General features: G+C 69.0%; 23 protein-coding genes. 7 read left to right on the forward strand and 16 right to left on the reverse strand.

What is annotated here, in order from left to right; genetic code table 11:
• Positions 1 to 41 precede the first annotated feature (41 nt).
• Positions 42 to 1187 (forward strand): acyl-CoA dehydrogenase family protein, encoded by a 1146-nt coding sequence (locus tag Adu01nite_RS27060; RefSeq protein ID WP_203730566.1) that lies wholly within the window; start codon positions 42 to 44, stop codon positions 1185 to 1187.
• Between the two features lie 16 nt (positions 1188 to 1203).
• On the opposite strand, the gene Adu01nite_RS27065 is transcribed toward Adu01nite_RS27060, so the two are convergent.
• Positions 1204 to 2082, reverse strand: coding sequence for an alpha/beta fold hydrolase (locus tag Adu01nite_RS27065; protein ID WP_203730568.1), 879 nt, complete (start codon positions 2080 to 2082; stop codon positions 1204 to 1206).
• 49 nt (positions 2083 to 2131) lie between these two features.
• Between Adu01nite_RS27065 and Adu01nite_RS27070 the strand changes: the two genes are divergently transcribed.
• Positions 2132 to 2737 carry a TetR/AcrR family transcriptional regulator gene (locus Adu01nite_RS27070; protein ID WP_203730570.1) on the forward strand — a complete coding sequence of 202 codons (606 nt, stop codon included), beginning with the start codon at positions 2132 to 2134 and terminating at the stop codon, positions 2735 to 2737.
• A 3-nt stretch (positions 2738 to 2740) separates the two neighbouring features.
• Here Adu01nite_RS27070 and Adu01nite_RS27075 read toward each other — a convergent pair whose 3' ends face one another.
• On the reverse strand, positions 2741 to 3109 hold the full coding sequence (locus Adu01nite_RS27075) for a VOC family protein (protein ID WP_203730572.1): 369 nt from the start codon (positions 3107 to 3109) through the stop codon (positions 2741 to 2743).
• Between the two features lie 64 nt (positions 3110 to 3173).
• On the opposite strand from Adu01nite_RS27075, the gene Adu01nite_RS27080 reads away from it, so the two are divergent.
• The gene (locus tag Adu01nite_RS27080; protein WP_203730574.1) at positions 3174 to 3632 is read left to right on the forward strand and encodes a MarR family winged helix-turn-helix transcriptional regulator; all 459 of its coding nucleotides are present in this window, start codon (positions 3174 to 3176) and stop codon (positions 3630 to 3632) included.
• An 84-nt stretch (positions 3633 to 3716) separates the two neighbouring features.
• Here Adu01nite_RS27080 and Adu01nite_RS27085 read toward each other — a convergent pair whose 3' ends face one another.
• Positions 3717 to 6557 (reverse strand): glycoside hydrolase, encoded by a 2841-nt coding sequence (locus Adu01nite_RS27085; RefSeq protein ID WP_203730576.1) that lies wholly within the window; start codon positions 6555 to 6557, stop codon positions 3717 to 3719.
• Between the two features lie 114 nt (positions 6558 to 6671).
• Here Adu01nite_RS27085 and Adu01nite_RS27090 point away from each other — a divergent pair, with 114 nt between their 5' ends.
• Complete coding sequence (locus tag Adu01nite_RS27090) at positions 6672 to 7535, forward strand: family 43 glycosylhydrolase (RefSeq protein WP_203730578.1); 864 nt, start codon at positions 6672 to 6674, stop codon at positions 7533 to 7535.
• Here Adu01nite_RS27090 and Adu01nite_RS27095 read toward each other — a convergent pair.
• Together Adu01nite_RS27095 and Adu01nite_RS27100 are read right to left on the reverse strand one after the other, a co-directional pair.
• Positions 7520 to 8500 (reverse strand): permease prefix domain 1-containing protein, encoded by a 981-nt coding sequence (locus Adu01nite_RS27095; protein WP_203730580.1) that lies wholly within the window; start codon positions 8498 to 8500, stop codon positions 7520 to 7522. The two genes, Adu01nite_RS27090 and Adu01nite_RS27095, sit on opposite strands and share 16 nt — an antisense overlap.
• The gene (locus Adu01nite_RS27100; RefSeq protein ID WP_203730582.1) at positions 8497 to 8859 is read right to left on the reverse strand and encodes a PadR family transcriptional regulator; all 363 of its coding nucleotides are present in this window, start codon (positions 8857 to 8859) and stop codon (positions 8497 to 8499) included. The genes Adu01nite_RS27095 and Adu01nite_RS27100 overlap by 4 nt, the downstream gene beginning before the upstream one ends.
• A gap of 130 nt (positions 8860 to 8989) precedes the next feature.
• Between Adu01nite_RS27100 and msrA the strand changes: the two genes are divergently transcribed.
• Positions 8990 to 9490 (forward strand): peptide-methionine (S)-S-oxide reductase MsrA, encoded by a 501-nt coding sequence (msrA, locus tag Adu01nite_RS27105; RefSeq protein ID WP_203730584.1) that lies wholly within the window; start codon positions 8990 to 8992, stop codon positions 9488 to 9490.
• Here the strand turns inward: msrA and Adu01nite_RS27110 are convergent.
• A complete protein-coding gene (locus tag Adu01nite_RS27110) occupies positions 9439 to 10044 on the reverse strand; it encodes a TetR/AcrR family transcriptional regulator (protein ID WP_203730586.1) in 606 nt (201 codons plus the stop codon). The two genes, msrA and Adu01nite_RS27110, sit on opposite strands and share 52 nt — an antisense overlap.
• Before the next feature lie 87 nt (positions 10045 to 10131).
• Here Adu01nite_RS27110 and Adu01nite_RS27115 point away from each other — a divergent pair, with 87 nt between their 5' ends.
• Entirely contained in the window at positions 10132 to 10503 is a 372-nt protein-coding gene (locus Adu01nite_RS27115; RefSeq protein ID WP_203730587.1) for a DUF4267 domain-containing protein, read from the forward strand.
• Here the strand turns inward: Adu01nite_RS27115 and Adu01nite_RS27120 are convergent.
• Positions 10486 to 11157, reverse strand: coding sequence for a DUF3632 domain-containing protein (locus Adu01nite_RS27120; RefSeq protein WP_203730589.1), 672 nt, complete (start codon positions 11155 to 11157; stop codon positions 10486 to 10488). The genes Adu01nite_RS27115 and Adu01nite_RS27120 overlap by 18 nt on opposite strands.
• Before the next feature lie 90 nt (positions 11158 to 11247).
• On the reverse strand, positions 11248 to 12396 hold the full coding sequence (locus tag Adu01nite_RS27125; RefSeq protein ID WP_203730591.1) for an LCP family protein: 1149 nt from the start codon (positions 12394 to 12396) through the stop codon (positions 11248 to 11250).
• A gap of 258 nt (positions 12397 to 12654) precedes the next feature.
• Here Adu01nite_RS27125 and Adu01nite_RS27130 point away from each other — a divergent pair, with 258 nt between their 5' ends.
• Positions 12655 to 13428, forward strand: a complete 774-nt coding sequence (locus Adu01nite_RS27130) for an NPP1 family protein (protein WP_203730593.1) — start codon at positions 12655 to 12657, stop codon at positions 13426 to 13428.
• 5 nt (positions 13429 to 13433) lie between these two features.
• Here the strand turns inward: Adu01nite_RS27130 and Adu01nite_RS27135 are convergent, their stop codons facing one another.
• The 8 genes from Adu01nite_RS27135 to Adu01nite_RS27170 all read right to left on the reverse strand — a co-directional run bounded on the left by Adu01nite_RS27135 (position 13434) and on the right by Adu01nite_RS27170 (position 17993).
• Positions 13434 to 13616 (reverse strand): hypothetical protein, encoded by a 183-nt coding sequence (locus tag Adu01nite_RS27135; RefSeq protein ID WP_203730596.1) that lies wholly within the window; start codon positions 13614 to 13616, stop codon positions 13434 to 13436.
• 16 nt (positions 13617 to 13632) lie between these two features.
• Positions 13633 to 13860: a helix-turn-helix domain-containing protein gene (locus Adu01nite_RS27140; RefSeq protein WP_203730598.1), complete on the reverse strand. Its 228-nt coding sequence runs from the start codon at positions 13858 to 13860 to the stop codon at positions 13633 to 13635.
• A complete protein-coding gene (locus Adu01nite_RS27145; RefSeq protein WP_203730600.1) occupies positions 13860 to 14444 on the reverse strand; it encodes a DUF2975 domain-containing protein in 585 nt (194 codons plus the stop codon). Before Adu01nite_RS27145 ends, Adu01nite_RS27140 begins: the two co-directional genes overlap by 1 nt.
• 151 nt (positions 14445 to 14595) lie before the next feature.
• Positions 14596 to 15735, reverse strand: coding sequence for a methyltransferase domain-containing protein (locus Adu01nite_RS27150; RefSeq protein ID WP_203730602.1), 1140 nt, complete (start codon positions 15733 to 15735; stop codon positions 14596 to 14598).
• Positions 15732 to 16703: an ATP-grasp ribosomal peptide maturase gene (tgmB, locus tag Adu01nite_RS27155; protein ID WP_239132731.1), complete on the reverse strand. Its 972-nt coding sequence runs from the start codon at positions 16701 to 16703 to the stop codon at positions 15732 to 15734. The genes Adu01nite_RS27150 and tgmB overlap by 4 nt, the downstream gene beginning before the upstream one ends.
• Before the next feature lie 9 nt (positions 16704 to 16712).
• Entirely contained in the window at positions 16713 to 16982 is a 270-nt protein-coding gene (locus Adu01nite_RS27160; protein ID WP_203730604.1) for a hypothetical protein, read from the reverse strand.
• Positions 16983 to 17316: 334 nt separating this feature from the next.
• The gene (locus Adu01nite_RS27165) at positions 17317 to 17505 is read right to left on the reverse strand and encodes a DUF6879 family protein (protein WP_203730606.1); all 189 of its coding nucleotides are present in this window, start codon (positions 17503 to 17505) and stop codon (positions 17317 to 17319) included.
• A gap of 56 nt (positions 17506 to 17561) precedes the next feature.
• Entirely contained in the window at positions 17562 to 17993 is a 432-nt protein-coding gene (locus tag Adu01nite_RS27170) for a hypothetical protein (RefSeq protein ID WP_203730608.1), read from the reverse strand.
• Between the last annotated feature and the right edge of the window lie 3 nt (positions 17994 to 17996).

The raw sequence follows: 17996 nt of genomic DNA on the forward strand, positions 1-17996 counted from the left end.
CGTGCTTGTTTTTTCCGGTGCCGGGTCGCTACCGTGCGGTAATGCGGCTCAACGAGGACCATGCAGCCTTCCGGGACAGCGTGCGGCGGTTCGTCGACACCGAGGTCAACCCGCACGTCGACGGGTGGGAGGCGGCCGGCCGGGTGCCGCTGCACGACCTGTTCCCCAAGGCCGCGGCGCTCGGGCTGCTCGGCCTCGAATACGACGAGGCCTACGGCGGCGAGGGCGCCGACCACAGCTTCCAGCTGGTCGCCGCCGAGGAGTACGGGCGGATGCACGCCGGCGGCGTCGGCATGGCACTCGGCGTGCAGGCGATGATGGCGACACCGTCGCTGCACGCGTTCGGCACGCCGGAGCTGAAAGATCAATACCTCAGGCCAGCGATTTCGGGTACGGCGGTGACCGCGATCGCCGTGACCGAACCCGACACCGGCTCCGACGTGTCCCGGCTGCGCACCCGCGCGGTCCGCGACGGCGACGACTGGGTGATCACCGGCCGGAAGGTCTACATCACCAACGGCGCCCAGGCCGACTGGCTGTGCCTGCTGGCCCGCACCTCCGACGAGGGCGGCTACCGCGGCATGTCGCAGATCGTCGTCCCCACCGACCTTCCCGGCTTCAGCGTGGTGCGCACCTTCGAGAAGCTCGGCAACCGCTGCTCCGACACCGCCGAGCTGGCCCTCGACGAGGTGCGGGTGCCGGTGGCCAACACGATCGGCGAGATCGGCCGCGGCTTCCAGCAGCAGATGCGCCAGTTCGTGACGGAGCGGGTGTTCGCGGCCTACACGACGGCGGGCCAATGCCAGTACGCGCTGGACCGCACCCGGGCCTTCGTGCACGACCGCACGGTCTTCGGCCGCCCGCTGGCCGACCGCCAGTACGTGGCGTTCCGCCTGACCGAGCTGCAGGCCGAGGTGGACCTGCTGCGCAGCCACAACCTGCAGACCGCCGAGGCGTTGATGGCCGGCGACGACATCACCCGGATGGCCACGGTGGCCAAGTTGAAGGCGGGCCGCCTGATCCGCGAGGTGGCCGACTGGTGCCTGCAGTTCCACGGCGGCATGGGCTACCTGGAGGACACCTGGACGTCCCGCATGCTGCGCGACGTCCGCCTGACCTCGATCGGCGCCGGCGCCGACGAGGTGATGCTGCAGGTCCTGGCCCGCCTCGACGGCCTGCCCGCCTGAAGCGGGCGATCGACCGTCAGGCCCGGGCCGGGCTGCCGGCGGCGAAGGTGACGATCCGGGCGGCGAGCTCGTCGGGGCGCCAGAGGGCCAGGTCATGGCTGGCTTCGGGGATGATCTCGGCGACGGCGTGCGGCATCCGGGCGCTGATCCTGGCGGTGACCTCGCGTGCGTCGTACAGCTGGCTGTGGCCGCCGACCAGCGCCAGCGTGGGCGTCGTGATCCGGCCGAGCTCGTCGTCGGTGAGCGGGGCCGGCAGGATGTGCCGGCGGCGGAAGCCGAAGGTGGCCTTGACCAGCGGCATGGCGTCGTCGTCGCGCAGTGCCACGTTGCGCAGCGGGCGGGCCAGCGCATGCCGGATCGCCCGGGGCGCGAACCCGGCAAGCCCGCACGCGATTATCCAGATCAGGAACTTCCGGCTGACTTTCCCGAAGCCGCCCGGGTCGAGCAGCGCGAGACTCGCGACGGCATCCGGTGATCGCAGGGCGTGACGCAGGGCGATCCACCCGCCGTACGAGGTGCCGACCAGGTGGGCACGGTCGACGCCCAGCCCGGTGAGAACCTCGTCCAGCCATGCGGACCATTCGTCGCCGCTGTCGATGGCGCGGGTCTGGACGGACGGGCCGGGCTCACCGACGAGATCGATCGCGATCACCGGGCGGGATGCGGCAAGCCGGCCGACGTAGGCGTGCCACATCAGCGACGGCCCGCCCGAGCCGGGCAGCAGCACGAACGGAGTCTCATCGCCGGCACCGAGCCGGTGGACGCGAGTCGTGCCGAAGCTCGTGACCACATCGGAGTCGACCGACGCGGACGGCCAGAGCCGCGCGACCAGATCGTCGTAGACGGTGAAAAAACGATCACGGGCCTGGTCATTCCGGAACTCGCCGACGGGCATCGTGGCCTCCGTTCAACGCCGTTTAGTGATACGAGCGTATCATCAAGCGGTGCCGAAACGGGTGGACCATGAGCAGCGACGGCGGCAGATCGGCGAAGCCCTGCTGCGGATCGCGAGCACGCGCGGCCTGCAGTCCGCGACCATGCGGGAGGTGGCCGCCGAGGCCGGCGTCTCGCTCCGCCTCGTGCAGTACTACTTCCACACCAAGGAGCAACTGCTGCTGGCCGCGCTCGCCTACCTCGGCGAGCAACTCACCGAACGCGTATCGGCGAGCATCCGGGCGCTCGGCCCGGTCACCGCACGCACCGTCGTCTACGGCACGCTCACGGCCGCCCTGCCGACCGACGAGGAGAGCGTGCGGCTGACCCGGGCCTACACCGGCTTCTACACCCTGGTGTTCAGCGAGCCGGAGATGGCCGAGCGGCACGGCGCCGTCTACCCCGACAAGCTGGAATCGCTGCTTGCCAAGCACATCGCCGCCGCTCAGGAGGCAGGCGAGGTGGCCGGCGACGTGGACCCGAAGCTCACCGCGGCCGCGTTGCTCGCCCTGACCAACGGCCTGGGCTCGAGCGTGCTGGGCGGCCAGCGGAACGGCGCCGCGGCGCTCCGGATCCTCGAGGATCAACTCGGCCGGCTGTTCCGGCCACTTGATTAGCGTTCAGGCGCGGTCGTGCAGGGTGATCTGGTAGCCGTCGGGGTCGGCGAAGGTGAACGTGCGGCCGAACGGGCCGTCGATCGGGGCGGTGACGATGGGGTGGCCGTCGGCGGTCAGGGCGTCGTGGATGGCCTGGACGTCGGTGGCGTGCAGCCAGATCGCCGCGCCGATGCCGGGCTGAGAGGCCGATGCCAGGTCGGTGCCGGGGACGATGTCGCGCAGGGCGAAGGCGATCGGCTTCGTCTCGAAGACCACGGCGTGCGGCGGGCCGGCGGGGGAGCGCACCAGGCCGAGGTACTGCTCGTAGAACGCCTGCGACGCCTTGAGGTCGCTCGCCTGCAGGGAGATGAAGTCGGGGCCGGTGACCGGCATGGTGGGCGCTCCTTCGGTTCGTGTCAGTCTACTGACATGCACTAAGGTATGTCAGAATACTGACATGATGCAAGGTGATGGCGTCGTCGATCTGGCAACTTCCCTCGGCTACCTGCTCAAAGAGGCGTCGAGCGCCCTTCGCCTGGCCATGGAGGCGGTGCTGCGGCCGCTCGGGATGACCGTCACGCACTACTCCTGCCTCGAACTGCTGGCGCAACGCCCGGGGCTGTCCAACTCCGAGCTCGCGCGCGGAGCGTTCGTGACGAGGCAGTCGATGAACGTGTTGCTCCAGGCCCTGGAACGCGACGGCTACGTGACCAGGCCGGCCGAGGCGCCGGTCGGCAAGGCGCTGCCCACGCGGCTCACCCCGCTCGGCCGGCGAAGCCTCGCGACGGCGTCGGCCGCGGTCCGGGCGGTCGAGGTCCGGATGCTGAGCGGGATGACCGAGGCCGAGCAGTCGGCCGCGCATACCAGCCTGCAGAGCATGATCCGTTCCCTGAGGGGCGCGGACGAGGGCAGGTGAGTGGTTCGCGGCACGCCGACGACCCAAATCACCCGCCCAGCGGAGCGGCGCGTCTATGTGCGCAGAGCAAGTGGTCGAAACCTTCTACGGGGCGGCCTTGGCGTACACCTCGATCTCGCTGGCCGTGATGTAGCCGGATGGGCGGGCTGTCATCACTATGCGGACAGCCGAAGCGCGGGCGGTGACCGTCAGTGGCACGTCGATCGTCGGGGTGCCGGTCTCGGGCACGGTGATCTCGGGGCTTGCGTCCTGCCATGTGCCGTCGGCGGTCAGGATCTGCGCGCGCAGACTGGCCGGGAAGCTGACGTTGGTGCCGTCGCGGTAGAAGTACGTGACCACGCGGGTCAGGTCGCGTGCGGCGGGCAAGGTTGCGGTGAGCGTGTCGGCCGGGTTCTTGGTGCCGGAGCGCCAGTTCGACCAGGCCTTCTCCGTGCGGTTGCCGTTGCGCAGGCCGGCGGGGGAGTAGCCGCTCTCCGTGTAGGTCGCGGTCATCGTCACGCCCTCGTCCAGGGCCGCGTTCACCTCGATCGGCTCCACCACCGTCACGATCGCCGTCGCCGGCAGCGTGCTCCCGTCCACCACGGTCGCGGTGCCGCGCACGGTCACCGTGCCCACCTGGTCGAAGGTGCCGGCCTCCCAGGTCACCGGCAGGGCGGCGCGGCCGCCGTGCCGGCCGATTCCGGTCACGGTGAGCGGGAGACTCGGGCTTCCTCCGGTGTACGTCGTGACGCGGGCCGGCGCCGTCGCGACAAAGGTGTCCACGGTTACCTTGGCGCTCGCCGGGTGCGTGCCGCCGAGCGGATCGGTGGCCGAGCCCCTCACCACCACCGTGCCGGGACGGCGCCACGCGGACGCCGGCGGCATGGTCCAGGTGACCGGGAGGGTGCCGCGGGCGCCGTTGCGGTAGATCGGGGTGACCGTGGCCGGCAGGGTCGGGGCCAGGCGCGGAACCGTGTAGGTGATCGCGGGCGTCGTGCGCAGGACGGTCTCGTCGATGACGGTCCAGCGCTGGTTGGCGCCCGACGTCGGGGTGTAGGTGCCGACCGGGCTGCCGTCGGCGGTCGCCTGCCCGGTCACGTCGACCAGGGTGCCGCTGCCCGCGTTGATGAGCGTCCAGCTGCCGTCGCCGGTGGTCGACATCCTCCACTCGGCGAAGGTGCCGTCCGCGGCCGTGCCGTCGGTGACCAGCGCCCCGGAGCGCACGGCCAGGCGGGTGCCGGTGGCGGCGTTGGTCACGGTGCCGCGGCCGTCGATCGTCCAGAGCTGGGCAGCGCTCGCCGGATCGGTCGTGCGCAGCACCGCACCGTCGGTCAGCGATCGGCCGCTCGCCACGCCCTGCAGGCGGTAGACGTGGCCGGGCTGCACGAGCGCAACGTTGCGGGCCACCCCGGAGACGCCGGCGATCTCGAAGGTGGTGACCGAGCGAGCGGGGACGGTCAGCGTGGCCGAGCGGCCGCTGACCCGGACCGGTGTGCCCTTGACCAGGGCGCCGACCGCACTCGACACGATCGGCGTCACGGTGGCGCCGGGGCGGATCCGGCCGAAGCCGGACAGGTCGAGGGTGACCGCCTGGTCGTCGGTGCCGCTGTTGGCGTGCACGACCGTCGCCGACGACGCGCGGACCGCCGCCACACTGGCCGTGTCGTCGACCTTGACCAGGTGGTCGCCGGGGCGGATGTAGTGGGTGAAGTTCCGGATCGTGTCGAACTTCGTGTTCGTGCGGATCGGGCAGGTCTCGGCGGTGGCGTCGGCGGCGCAGTTGAACGGGATGTGGATCTCGCCCCAGTTGCCGCCGCCGGCCTGCTGCGGGATCGCGTCCTCGATCGGCTGCCACAGCACCCACGCCGACGGTTCGAGCTCGCGCAGGTCGTCGATGATCCGGCCGGCCATGCCGAGGCCCGGGCCCATCCCGGTGTAGTCGGTGGTGCCGGTGCCGAAGTCGCCCTCGACCTCGCTCATCCACAGTGGCTTGCCGGCCGCCTTGGCCGCGTCCCGCACGCTGGTCCGCCGGCCGGTGCCGTAGGTGTGCACGTTCATCCGGTCGACGGCGGCCCGGGCCGCCGCGTCGTAGCCGGCCCAGTCGGTCATGAAGGTGCCGGGGTTGGTCTCGTCCGGGGCGGACACCCTGGTGGTGGAGCCGGCGAGCGCGCGGTCCAGCGCCTTGACCACGGTCGCCTGCAGGGCCGGGCTCGCGTGGGCGCCCTCCTGACGGCCGCCGGTGGGCTGACCGTCGGCGCCCAGCGTCGTACCCCAGTAATTGGTGTTGGGTTCGTTCAAGGGGTTGATCGTGTCGAAGTGGATGCCGTGCGCCTGCTCCAGGTGGGCGGCGACCCTGGTCAGGTAGGTCGCGAAGGCGTCGACCCGGTCGGTGCGGATCTGGTCGGTGGTGGCGCTGAAGCCGCCGGAGACGTAACCGCTGACCGTCTGGAAGTAGGGCGGCGAGTTGCTGAACGCCTCCCACGTGGTGATCCGGTCCTTGATCTGGTCGACCCACCAGCGCTGGTTGGCGTCGGCGTCGAAGTTCCAGTCGGCCGGGTCGTCGGCGTCCCACCAGTCGGTGTCGTTGTGGGTCGTGCCGGGCGGCGCGTTCCAGAAGCCGGGCATGGTGGCGCCGACCTTCATGTAGTCGGTGCGCACGTCGGGCGCGTTGCCACCGCCGATGTTGTAGCGGGCGATGTTCAGGTTGAGGCCGTCCGCCCCGAACACAAGGTCGACCAGCCGCTGCCGGATCGGCTCGGGGTAGCCGCCGGTCGCATTCGCGAACCAGACCAGGCTCGTGCCCCAGCCCTCGAACGCCGGCTGCTGATAGGACGGATCGATGTGAACGCTCACCTTCGACACCGCGGCGGCGTGTGCGGGAGCGGCCTGGACGGTCAGTCCGGAGGTGACGAGAGTAGCGGCGACGATCAAGCGAACGGCTCTCATCGCGACAGCATAGATGGAAATGAGTTGATGTCCTTGACTCCGGCCGGAAATCCCCCGGACACTGCGTGAACGTTAACAACTGGCCGGGCCCTGAGCCCGAGGGAGGCGCTCACCTTGGCCGAAGGCACCGATCCCGCCGCCGTGGCACCCGCCGGTCTCAACGCCGACCCGAACCTGACCGTCTTCGACGGGGTCTACTGGCTCTACCCGACCACCGACGGCTTCGCGGGCTGGTGCGGGACGCAGTTCCACGCGTTCAGCTCGACCGACCTGGTCAACTGGACCGACCACGGGGTGATCCTCGACCTCGGGCCGGACGTCAGCTGGGCCGACTCACGGGCCTGGGCGCCGACGATCACCGCGCACGACGGGACGTACTACTTCTACTTCTGCGCCGACGCCAGCATCGGGGTGGCGGTCGCGGACAACCCCGCCGGGCCGTTCCGGGACGTCCTCGGTAAACCGCTGGTCGCGGCCGGCTCGTTCGCCGGGCAGGCGATCGACCCGGCCACCTTCACCGACGACGACGGGACGACCTATCTGTACTGGGGGCAGGGTCACGCGTACGTCGTACCGCTGAATGCTGATCTTGTGTCTTTTGATCGGGCCAAGGTCAAGGAGATCACGCCGGCCGGGTACAACGAGGCGCCGTTCGTGGTGAAGCGCAACGGCACCTACTACTTCATGTGGTCGCAGAACGACACCCGCAGCGCCGACTACCAGGTTGCCTACGCGACCGCGCCGACCCCGACCGGCCCGTTCACCCCGCACGGCCTGATCCTGAGCAAGGACCTCGAGCGGGGCATTCTCGGCACCGGTCACCACTCGGTGGTGCAGGCGCCGGGGACCGACGAGTGGTACATCGCCTATCACCGCTTCGCCGTCCCCGGCGGGGACGGCACCCACCGGGAGACGGCGATCGACCGCCTGCGGTTCACCGCAGGCGGTCTGATCGAGCCGGTTCATCCGAAGTTGTAGTTGCCCGTGCCGGGGACCTTCGACGGGAGGCCCCGGCGCGACTGCTCGCCGCGCAGGATCACCTTGACGATGTCGTAGAGCGTGCCCAGCGCCACCGCGATGATCGCGCCCACCGTGAACCAGTGCTTGACGTCGCCGCCGTTGAGGTCGGCGAAGTGGTGGTACTCGGGGTTGAAGAAGCGGTCGGAGGCCAGCAGCCAGATCAGCGGCACCGCGAAGAGCAACTGCTGCACGGCGTTGACCACCGACACCGTGCGGTCGTAGGAGCGGCGGCGGAACAGCCAGATCTGGTAGCCGGCCCCGATCACGAGGGCCACGATCATGTACGGCCACCAGAAGGACCAGTTCGCCGGGTTGAGCACCGGCACCTCGTTGAGGCCGAAGTGCTGCCACAGCAGGGCCGCGGTCAGCAGGATCGGCCAGACCACGCCCGCCGCCACCTCGGTCTTCGGGACCGTGCTCGGCTCATACCTCGGCAGGTCCTTCAGCGTCCAGTCGAGCCGCAGGCCGGTGCGGCCGGGACCGGCCCCGGTCCGCTCCAGGACCACGAACACCGCGGTCGTCCAGAAGGCCATCTGAATGCCCACGTTGAGGATGGCGGTGACCGCGCCGCCGATCACCTTGCCGATGTCGGGGTCGTCGAACAGCTGGACGACCACGCCGATGATCACCACGATCGGGAGCACGGCCGCCAGCATCAGGGTCAGCAGCCGCCGCCACGCCGGGTAGAACTCCGGCCCGATCAGCACATTGGACCGTCCCGAATACTGATCGGCGAGCCGATCCGGGTCGCCCAGTTCGGTCAGCGTGCCCTCGACGGCGGTCTCCCGCTCCTCGCCGGCCTCGACACGGGCGTCGACCGCGTCCTCGATGCTGGCGCGCAGCTCCCGGTCGATGTCGCCGCGCTGCTGCTCCGGGATGCGGCGCAGGGCGGTGTAGACGTAGCGGTCGATGAGACTGGTCATTCTGCACTCCCCGTTTTGTCGTTGGCCGTGGTCTTTGCGATGTCGCCGATGGCGGAATCGATCCGGGTCCACTCCGACCGCAGGGTGTCGGCGATCGCGTCGCCCTGCTCGGTGGTCCGGTAGAACTTGCGCGGGCGGGCCTCGTCGGTGTTCCACTCGCTGGTCAGCAGCCCCTGCGCCTCGAGCCGGCGCAGCAGCGGATAGAGGGTGTTGGCCTCGACCTCGAAGCCGGCCCGGCTCAGCGTCTCGAGCAGCGAATAGCCGTAACCGGGCGTCCGCAAGACGATGAGGCTGGCGACGACGACGGTGCCGCGGCGCAACTCTTGCAGGTGCCCCGAGAGCGTCGCATCCATTGTCATGCTCAACACGATACTGTGCGACACACACTATAGCAACCCACTACACCAATGTGTCGCTGCCGCCCTGGTCGGGCGGGCGGGGGTCGTAGGCTTGGCCGGACTGAACCGAGTGATGGATGGGGAGTGCGCGATGGCCACGGAGAAGGCGGTTCTGGCCGGCGGCTGTTTCTGGGGGATGCAGGATCTGATCCGGCGGCGGCCCGGAGTTGTCGCCACGCGGGTCGGCTACACCGGGGGGAACGTCGACAACGCGACCTACTACCACCATGAGGGTCACGCCGAGGCCATCGAGATCACCTTCGACCCGGCCGTGACGTCCTACCGGGATCTGCTCGAGTTCTTCTTCCAGATCCATGACCCGACCACGGTCAACCGGCAGGGCAACGACATCGGGACCAGCTACCGGTCGGCGATCTTCTACGAGACCGACGAGCAGAAGCGGGTCGCCGAGGACACCATCGCCGACGTCGAGGCGTCGGGGCTGTGGCCGGGCAAGGTGGTCACCGAGGTGACCGCGGCCGGGGCGTTCTGGGAGGCCGAGCCGGAGCACCAGGACTACCTGGAGCGCATCCCGGACGGCTACACCTGCCACTTCCCGCGGCCGGGCTGGAAGCTCCCGCGCCGGGCCTGACCGCTGAAGCGTTGCAGCAGCAGGGCGAGCCGCCGGTCGTGATCCTCCCGGCGCAGGCGGCCGCCCCGCATCAGCGTCATCAAGCCGTGCAGGCTTGCCCAGAACACCTCGGTCTGCGCGTCGAGGTCCTCGTCGCCGTTCGTGGCCCGGAGCGCCTCGCGCAGCTCGCCGAACCCGGCCTGCAGTGGGGCCGGCGTCTCCGTGCTGGCGAAGGTCAGGTCGACGGCGCTGGTGAACATGGTTTCGTACAGCACCGGGCGGGTCTCCGCGAACCGCGTGTAAGCGGTCGCCACCTCGGCCAGTCCGGCTTCGGTCCGGGCCGCCCGCAGCTCGGCGGCCAGCTCGGCGAAGCCGTCGATCGCCACCGCCGCCATGATGGCGTCCTTGCCCTTGAAGTGGCTGTAGAGCACCGGCTGGCTGTACTCGATCCGCTCGGCGAGACGGCGCGTCGTGACGGCGTCCCAGCCCTCGGCCTCGGCGATCTCCCGGGCCGCGTCGATGATCCGCCGTTCCCGGTCCTCGCGTTCGCGCTCGCGGCGCTCTCGAACAGTCATGGCAGGAATTCTAGCGGCACTAGATGTGCTGTCGACGATCTGCTAGCGTCGATTCAAATCCTAGCGCTGCTAGAAATGGGAGTCGTCATGCTCACTGCCTTCGCCTACGGGCTCGCCATCGTGCTCGACCTCTTCATCGCCTTCATCGGCTTCCGGTTCCTGCTGGTCCCGCAAGCTGCCGCGGCGGGCTACGGCGTGCCGGTCGCCGCGGGGGAGGGGGCCGCCTACCTGTCGGTCAAGGGTGTCCGCGACCTCACCTACGGGCTGGTCGGGCTGGCCCTGCTCGCCTTCGTCGGCACGCAGGCCGAGGCGTGGTTCATGCTCGTGGTCGCGCTCGCGCCGTTCGGCGACACGCTGATCGTCCTGCGCAACGGCGGCTCCAGGGCGACCGCCTTCGGCATCCACTTCGCCACCGCGATCGTCGTGCTGATCAGCGCCGCCCTACTTTTTGCCGCCTGAGACGATGCGCGCGTCGTACCGCTTGATCGCCTTGAAGCCCTCCCGCGACAGCGTCTGCAGGCGGCTTCGCCAGAACGCCCAGCGGGGGACGCTGAAGCCGGGCTCGGTCACGCCGGCCTGCGCCGCCAGTTCGCCCAGGCGGGCGGCGTAGGTGCGGCCGTGGATCGCGGCGCCGGCCAGCCGATCGCCGGCCTGGGTGAACCATTCGACGGCGGCCGGGAGATTCTCGGCGGGGCCCTCGAAGGTCTCCAGCGCCGAGCTGATCGTCCACAGGCCCAGCAGCAGCGCGTCGTGCGTGCCGGCCGCGGTCAGCCGGGCGGCGAACGAGTTCAGCGCGGTCCACTCGGCCTGCGGGCGGCCGCCGTTCCACTCCTCGCGCAACTGAGCGCCGAGAACCGGCAAATCAGTAAAAACCCGAAGCTCCCATACGCGTACGCCGGAAAGCTCCTGACCCTGCACCGCCGCGACCAATGCACTCAGCCGGGCCAGCTCCTGGTCGCTCTTCGCCTCGGCGGCGAACGATGTCACCGTCTGCCAGGCCGCCCAGAGCAGCGCCTCGGGATCGTCAGCGCCGGCCAGCGGAGCGACGAACGCGTCGGCGTCGGCGGCCGCCACCGCCGATCGATAATGGCGCAGGGCTTCTTCGTACGTCATCCGATTCTCGCCCTTACCCTGCTCGAACATCCCGGCCCTAGCTTCACGGCATGACCGACCGCCGGACCGGGGGAGGTGTGGGGCTGATGCCTATTTGGCGGTGCCGCCGTCGCTGATCAGCAGCTCCGGGTGGCGGCCGAGGAACTCGGGCAGCTTGTCGGCGGCGGTCGCGGCGAACAGGTCGGTGGTCGCCTGGGTGACGCCCTCGTTGCCGTTGCCGCCGCCGGCGAACGTGCCGCCGTTCGTCTTGATCGGGATCAGGTCGGCGGCGGCCAGGCCCTTGAGGCCGAAGATGAAGTCGGTGACCTTCACGCCGTGCGTGTCCATCTTCAGCGACGAACCCGCCGCGGCCAGCACGTCGGCCACCTTGGCCGGGTTGGTCATGATGCCGGCGCTGGTCGCCTTCTTCGCCATCGCGCGCAGCAGCTGCTGCTGGTGACGCTGCCGGTCGTAGTCGCCGTTGGTCGAGTGCCGGATGCGGGAGAACTCCAGCGCCTCCCACGGCTGCATGTTGCGGCAGCCCTTCTTGAACCACAGCGCGTTCTTCGGCGCGGTCTCCGGGTTGGCGCCCTCGGCGTACTTCACCTTGCCGTCGACGACGATGTAGTGGCTCGACCACGAGTCCTTGTCGACGCACATGTAGACGCCGCCCATGGCCTCCAGGATGCCCTTGAAGCCGTCGAAGTCGATCACCATGACGCCGTCGAAGCTGATCCCGGTCAGTTCCTTGATGGTCTTGGTGGCCAGCTTCGCGCCGCCGGCCCAGCCGCGCCCGTTCATCGACCCGTACGCGTACGCCGCGTTGACCTTCTCGGTGGCTCCGCCGAAGTTCATCGACTTGTCGGCGGGGATGTGCGCGTTCATGTCCCGCGGGATCGAGATCATGTACGCCTGGTCGTGCGAGGCGGTGATGTGCAGGATCATGATCGTGTCGGAGCGGGACGTCTCGCCCTTCTCCTCCCAGCCGGTGCGGGTGTCGAGGCCGAGCATCAGCAGGTTCATCGCGCCGTCCGGGAGCTTGCCGGAGGAGACCGTGCCGGTGGTGTCGTCGAGCACGCTCTCGGTCGTCTGGATGTTGTTGGTGAGCTTGCCCAGGAAATACCGCGAGCCGATCAGACCGCTGACGCTGACCAGAGCGAGCACGACGCCGAAGGTCAGGACCATTTTTGTCCAGATCGGGGCCTTCGACCGCTTCGCCTTTTTGGTCGGCTTACCCTTTGCGGCGGTCTGTCCCGGCATCCGTCGACTCCTCCTGGCACGAGCGTGTTTCGAGCCTCGTAATGGCGAGACCGCCCGAACCGGGCCCAACACTGCAGGAAATTAAATATAGGTTCACGTTGCAAGAGTCAACCCCGTCGTGAAGCGGAGAATGCTCGCGCGTGACCGATAGTGATATGGCGGCAACTTCACGTCCATCATTGACTCGGTTCTATGGCGGAAGCGAAGATTTCCCAGCCATTACCGCAATGTTGAAAACGCGACGAAGGACCCCCATCCATGCGCCGTGACCATCCCCGCCGGATCGGCATCGCCACCGGCCTCGCCCTCCTGCTGATTGTGATCCCCGCTACTCCGGCCTTCGCCGACCCGCCACACAACCTGCCGCAGAACGCGAACGGGTACGAGCAGTCCTTTTCGCCCGCTTATGACTACGACACCGACGGCTGCTACGCGGTGCCGGCGATCGGGCCGGACGGGACCCTCAACGGCGGCCTCAAAACCACCGGAGCGGTCAACGGCAGCTGCCGCGACCAGTCCGACCTCGACAACTCCCAGACATACTCCCGATCGAAGTGCAACAACGGCTGGTGCGCGATCATCTACGCCAGCTATTTCGAAAAGGATCAAGCGGTGGCCGGCAGTGGTCTCGGCGGTCACCGGCACGACTGGGAACACGTCATCTCGTGGGTCGATCAGGCCGCCAACGAGGTGAAATACGTCAGCACCACGCAGCACTCCAGCCAGGTCACCTACGCCAGTTCCGCGGTGCGATTCGAGGGCACCCACCCGAAGGTCGTCTACCACAAGGACGGGGCGTCGACCCACTTCTTCCGGCTCGCCAACAGCAACGACGAGCCGCCGGAGAACCACTACCACAACTGGCGCTACCCGGCGCTCGTCGGCTGGGACGGCTGGCCCACGGTCGAGCTGCGCACCAAGATGGTGACCGCGGACTTCGGCTCGGCCACCCAGAAGATCAGCGACGGCCGCTTCGAGTCGCTGCTCAACGCGGCGAAGCCGACCGGCATCCCCTTCGACCCGTACGCGTAATTCTTCTACCGGCCGCACAGCTCCGGGGGCGCCCTGTTCTCGGAGTGTGCGGCCGGTGCCGCGACCGCGCACAGCCGTTCGACGGCCTCGCCCGGATCGAGGCGCCAGACGGCGACCGTCCAGTCGCCCTGGCCGGCGATGAGGGTGCGGCTGTCCGCGGTGAAGCGGATCTGCCCCCACTGATCCACTGTGCAGCCGTTCTCTTCAATCGGCCGGATGGCAGGTGAACAGGTCGCCCGGCTGGCACTGCAGGGCGTCGCAGAGTGCGGTGAGCGTGCTGAAGCGTACGGCCCGGGCCCGTCCGTTCTTGAGGATCGAAAGGTTGGCGAGGGTGATGCCGACCCGGTCGGCCAGCTCGGTCAGGGTCATGCCGCGCTCGGCGAGCAGCTTGTCGATGTGCGCCTCGATGCGATGGGCTTCCTCGGGCGGCATCACACCACCCCGTCGAGCTCGACCCGCATCGCCTGGCCGCGGCGCACGATCTCGCCGACCGCGAGCGCGCCGAAGCCGGCCAGCGCCCACGCCGCCGGGGCGGTGAGATCCAGCGTCGCGTACACCCCGCCGGTGTCGGCGCCGGCGCTGAGGGCGAAGTCGCCCAGGAACTCCGTCACCCAGACGATCGGCCCGGCGGCGACCAGCAGGAGACCGAGCCGCCGCAGGCGCCGCGCGACGTCGACCGTGAACGGATCGCCCCGGCGGGCCTGCCCGGTCAGCCGCCAGAGCAGCACCAGCGCCAGCGTGAGCAGGGCATACCCCGGCAGCGTGGACAGCAGCTCCCAGCCGCGCTGGGCCGCGGTCGGATCGTCCAGCCGAAGCGGGATCCCGTCGGCCGCACTGACTCCGGCCGGCAGGGCGGGCAGTGCCAGGGCGGACCCGGCGACGGTGACCTCCACCGGCCGCCCGGCGAGGACGGCGACGGTGCTCACGGCGGTGCCGATGCCGCTCAGAACAACCGCGATACCGAGCAGCCGACGCAACTCGTCCAGCCAGTCGGGCCGGCGCAGAGATTCCAGCATGACCAAGCTCCTTATCGAAAGTCGATACATCGATTATCGATAACGTAGCCCGCGTCGTCAACCCGGCCCAACCCGAGGCGGAGGAGACTGCGTTGGTCCAGTCAGGAGGGTCCGATGATCGGTACGGGGGATTCCGGGAGTTTGCCGCCGCTCAGTGTCGGGGTATCGGTTGGTCCTCCCGGTCGAGCCAGATGAGTTGACGGCCATCGTCGTAAGCGGTCAGCCCGAATCGGGATCGCTCGGGGCGTCCACGGCCGTTCCACCAGTGCCACGTGTCAGCGACATCGGGCCACAGCAGCCGTGGCCCGCCGTACAGGACGGTTGATCCGTTGCCGGTATCGGGGCTGATCTCTGCCCAGGACGTGTCATCCTCGGTGACCAGGAAGATCCCTTCGCCGCCGTCTCGGATCGCGTGCCCGACCGCGCCGAGGCCGGGCACCGCGAGTTGCAGGGCGAAGCGGAAGTCCTCGTCATCAAACGCGGCGAGCGGGATGTTCGTCGTGCCGGTCTTCGGTTCGGTGAAGTCGTACACCGCGCCGAACCCGCCGCCGTTACGCAGCGGGTTGTCAGCCTTGGCGCGCATCCACATGAAGTGTCCGGACGAGGTGAGGAATCGGCCGGCGACCGAGTGCGGGGTGCTCTTGCGAGCAACCACCAGGCTGGAGCCCAGTTCGCCCCGGACGTCGGCCACGATCAGCCCACCGGTCGTCAGTTGGGTGATCCACGCCAGGGGGATCTCCGGTACTCCACAGGTAGCGATGATTCGGTCATAGGGTGCGTGCTCGACGACGCCCTCCGCGCCGTCCCCGGCGCTCAGGCGCGGCCGGTACCCCAGGCCCGCGAGTCGTTCCCGGGCGGTCTCGACCAGCGCGGGATCAATGTCGATGCTGGTCACGTCGGTGTCACCGAGCCGATGACTCAGTAACGCCACGTTGTATCCGGTGCCCGTGCCGATCTCCAACACCCGATGTCCGCCGGCCACGTCGAGCAGACCCAGCATCCGGGCCATCAGACTCGGCCGGGTCGAAGAGCTGGTGGGCCAGGTCAGATCGGTTCCGGGCGCGGTCATGAGCTGCGTCGTCAACGAGGTGTCGGAGTACACCGACGCGAGCCACCGATCATGCTGAGCCGCATCGTCCGCACTGACCCGCTCGTCATCGTCGGTAAAGAACTCCGGCACGAATACGTGCCGAGGCACCTGCTCGAACGGCGGGCGCCAGCCGGGCGCCAGCACTCCCGCATGGGCCAGCTCTGTCACCAGCGCGGCAGCGTACGGCTGCCAGACGATCATCGGTCGCGTCCTTCCGTGAGCAGGTCCGCCAGCGCGGCCGCGATCGGCACGCCCGTCTCGTGTTCCAGCCACAGCCATTGACCCGCCGGGTTGCATTCCAGCATCACCCAATCACCGTCCGGGGTGATAACGAAGTCGAACGCGCCGTAGTTCAGCCCCAGGGCGTCCAGGAACCTGCCGACGCCGTCGGTCACGGCCTCGGGGACTTTGATTCGCTCATAGGTCAGCGCGTCGTAGTCCGACCGCCAATCGATCCGGCCCGCCTCCGAGGCCGACCGGATGACCACGCCGAGCGGGATCCGGCCGACCACCGTCACCCGTGCCTCGTATGCCTTGGGCACGAATTCTTGGATCAGGTGCGCGGTCGCGGCGAATGCTGCCGGTTCGATCGTCGCCGGGTCGATGACCGTCGTGTACGTCGTGCGCATCTCGTCGTTCTCGCTGAACACCAGCGAGGACAACTGCTTGCACACCACCGGTCCGCCGATCTTGTTCCCGAAGTCGATCACCTCCTGATGCAGGTTGGTAAGCAACGTCGCGGGGGTGCGCAGGCCGCAGGCGGCGGCGGTCGCCAATTGCAGCGGCTTGTACTCCGCCGCCGCCTGCCGGATCGGCTCGTTCACCCACAGCACGTCAAGTGCCGCGAGCAGCCCGCCAAACCCGTGCCGTGCTTCGACCGCCGCGAACACCTCGTCAGCCGCAGACATCCCCGCAGGTAGCCGGAATCGGGTCGGCCGGCGAAAGTACACCGAACGCACATCATCAAGATCAACGCTGGTGTCATCGGTCGCCAGCCGACCCGTCCAACCGCCGTCCGCCGTGGTCGCGCTCATCCGTAGCGCGGTCGGGAAGTCGCCGGTGTCCATCCGGGCCACGCGGGTGTCCCGCCGCGCCAACTCGGCTGTCACCGCGTCGGCGGTCGAATCCTCGGCGCAGGTCAGGATGAGTACGGTGTCCGAGGTGTTCACGGCCCGCCCCTAGCTGTCCTGGCCGGTGTCCGATTGGGAATCGTTCACGACTTTCCCGTCGTCGGAGCGCTGCGTCGGGATCGACGTCGCCGGCCTGGTGCTGGTCGTGTTGTGCTTGCCGGTCAGCGGCATCGGCACCGCGAGGGTGGCTGAGTAGGGGCGCAGCACACCGGGGGTGTTCTGCATCGGGTACGAGACTCCGCCGGGCTCGCTCAACGGCAGCAACGCCGTAGACGAGAACAGCGGGGCGACTACCGTCGCCGGACGCGAAGGTTGCATTGTCGGACTCCTCTCTCACCGCCATCTTGAGGCGGCCAGCGGAACGGACACGGCAGCTTGTAGGCGTCAGCCGCGTCGCGGGGGTATGCCGTCATCGTGTCAGTGTGTAGCTGGAGCGCCACTTTCGGTAGCGCATAGGGTGAGCTCGCACCGCGGCGTACTGCGAAAGTTGCGGGTTGTTGCACGAGGTCGAACCGAGCTTTCCAGTGCCCATGAGCGCGTATCAACCGAGTGCGCTCGTAGCGGGCCGCGGCGGAGTCATGCAGGCGGCGCTGGCCGGCGCGGGTGTGCCGTCATCACTCGCGGTAGGCCGCGTCGACGACGCGCATCTGCGCTATGAGGCCCGGACCTTGTCGCAATAGGGCGCGAGCCACGCGAGATCGTCGGCCTCGCCGGCGGCCCACTTCGCCATCCTCGGCAGCTCGGATTCCGTGCCGTACGAGTCCCGCAGCTCCAGATGCAGCGACTCACGGCCGAAGCGGTGGATCCTGGCCTGGAACTCGGGCAGCGTCAGACGCGCCATCGTCCTCCAGCCGTCAAAGGTTGCGCAGTTCATCCCATCGCGTGGTGCGTTTGCCGTCAACCGCAGCCCTCTGGTGCAGCATCTGTCCGGAGGCTGCGCCACCAGTCGAGGTCGATCGTCAGGTCGCCGCTGAACAGGGCCTGTTCGAAGGCGTCGGGGTCGACCGGGTCGGGGGTGGTGGTGGCTGCCAGCGAGACGACCTCGGGTGGCAGGCGGACGTGGTGGGTCTCCACGTAGTGGGCCAGGCCGTCGGGCCACACGAAGTGGTGGCCGTCTGTTCGCTCGGTCGAACCGTTGGGGAGTCCGCACAAGCGGCAGGTTGATGTGCCCGCTGCGGCTACGAAGATCGTTCCGGAGCGCAGATACGCCGCCACCGACTGCTCGGTGGCGGCGTCTTGTTCGGTGGCGACGAAGGCTCGGACGTCGGGGAAATCGGTCGGCTCCTCGGGGCCGGACCAGTAACCGATCAGGCGGAGCGTGCTCGTCATCGG

It is taken from the genome of Paractinoplanes durhamensis (assembly GCF_016862175.1).
GTDB lineage: Bacteria > Actinomycetota > Actinomycetes > Mycobacteriales > Micromonosporaceae > Actinoplanes > Actinoplanes durhamensis.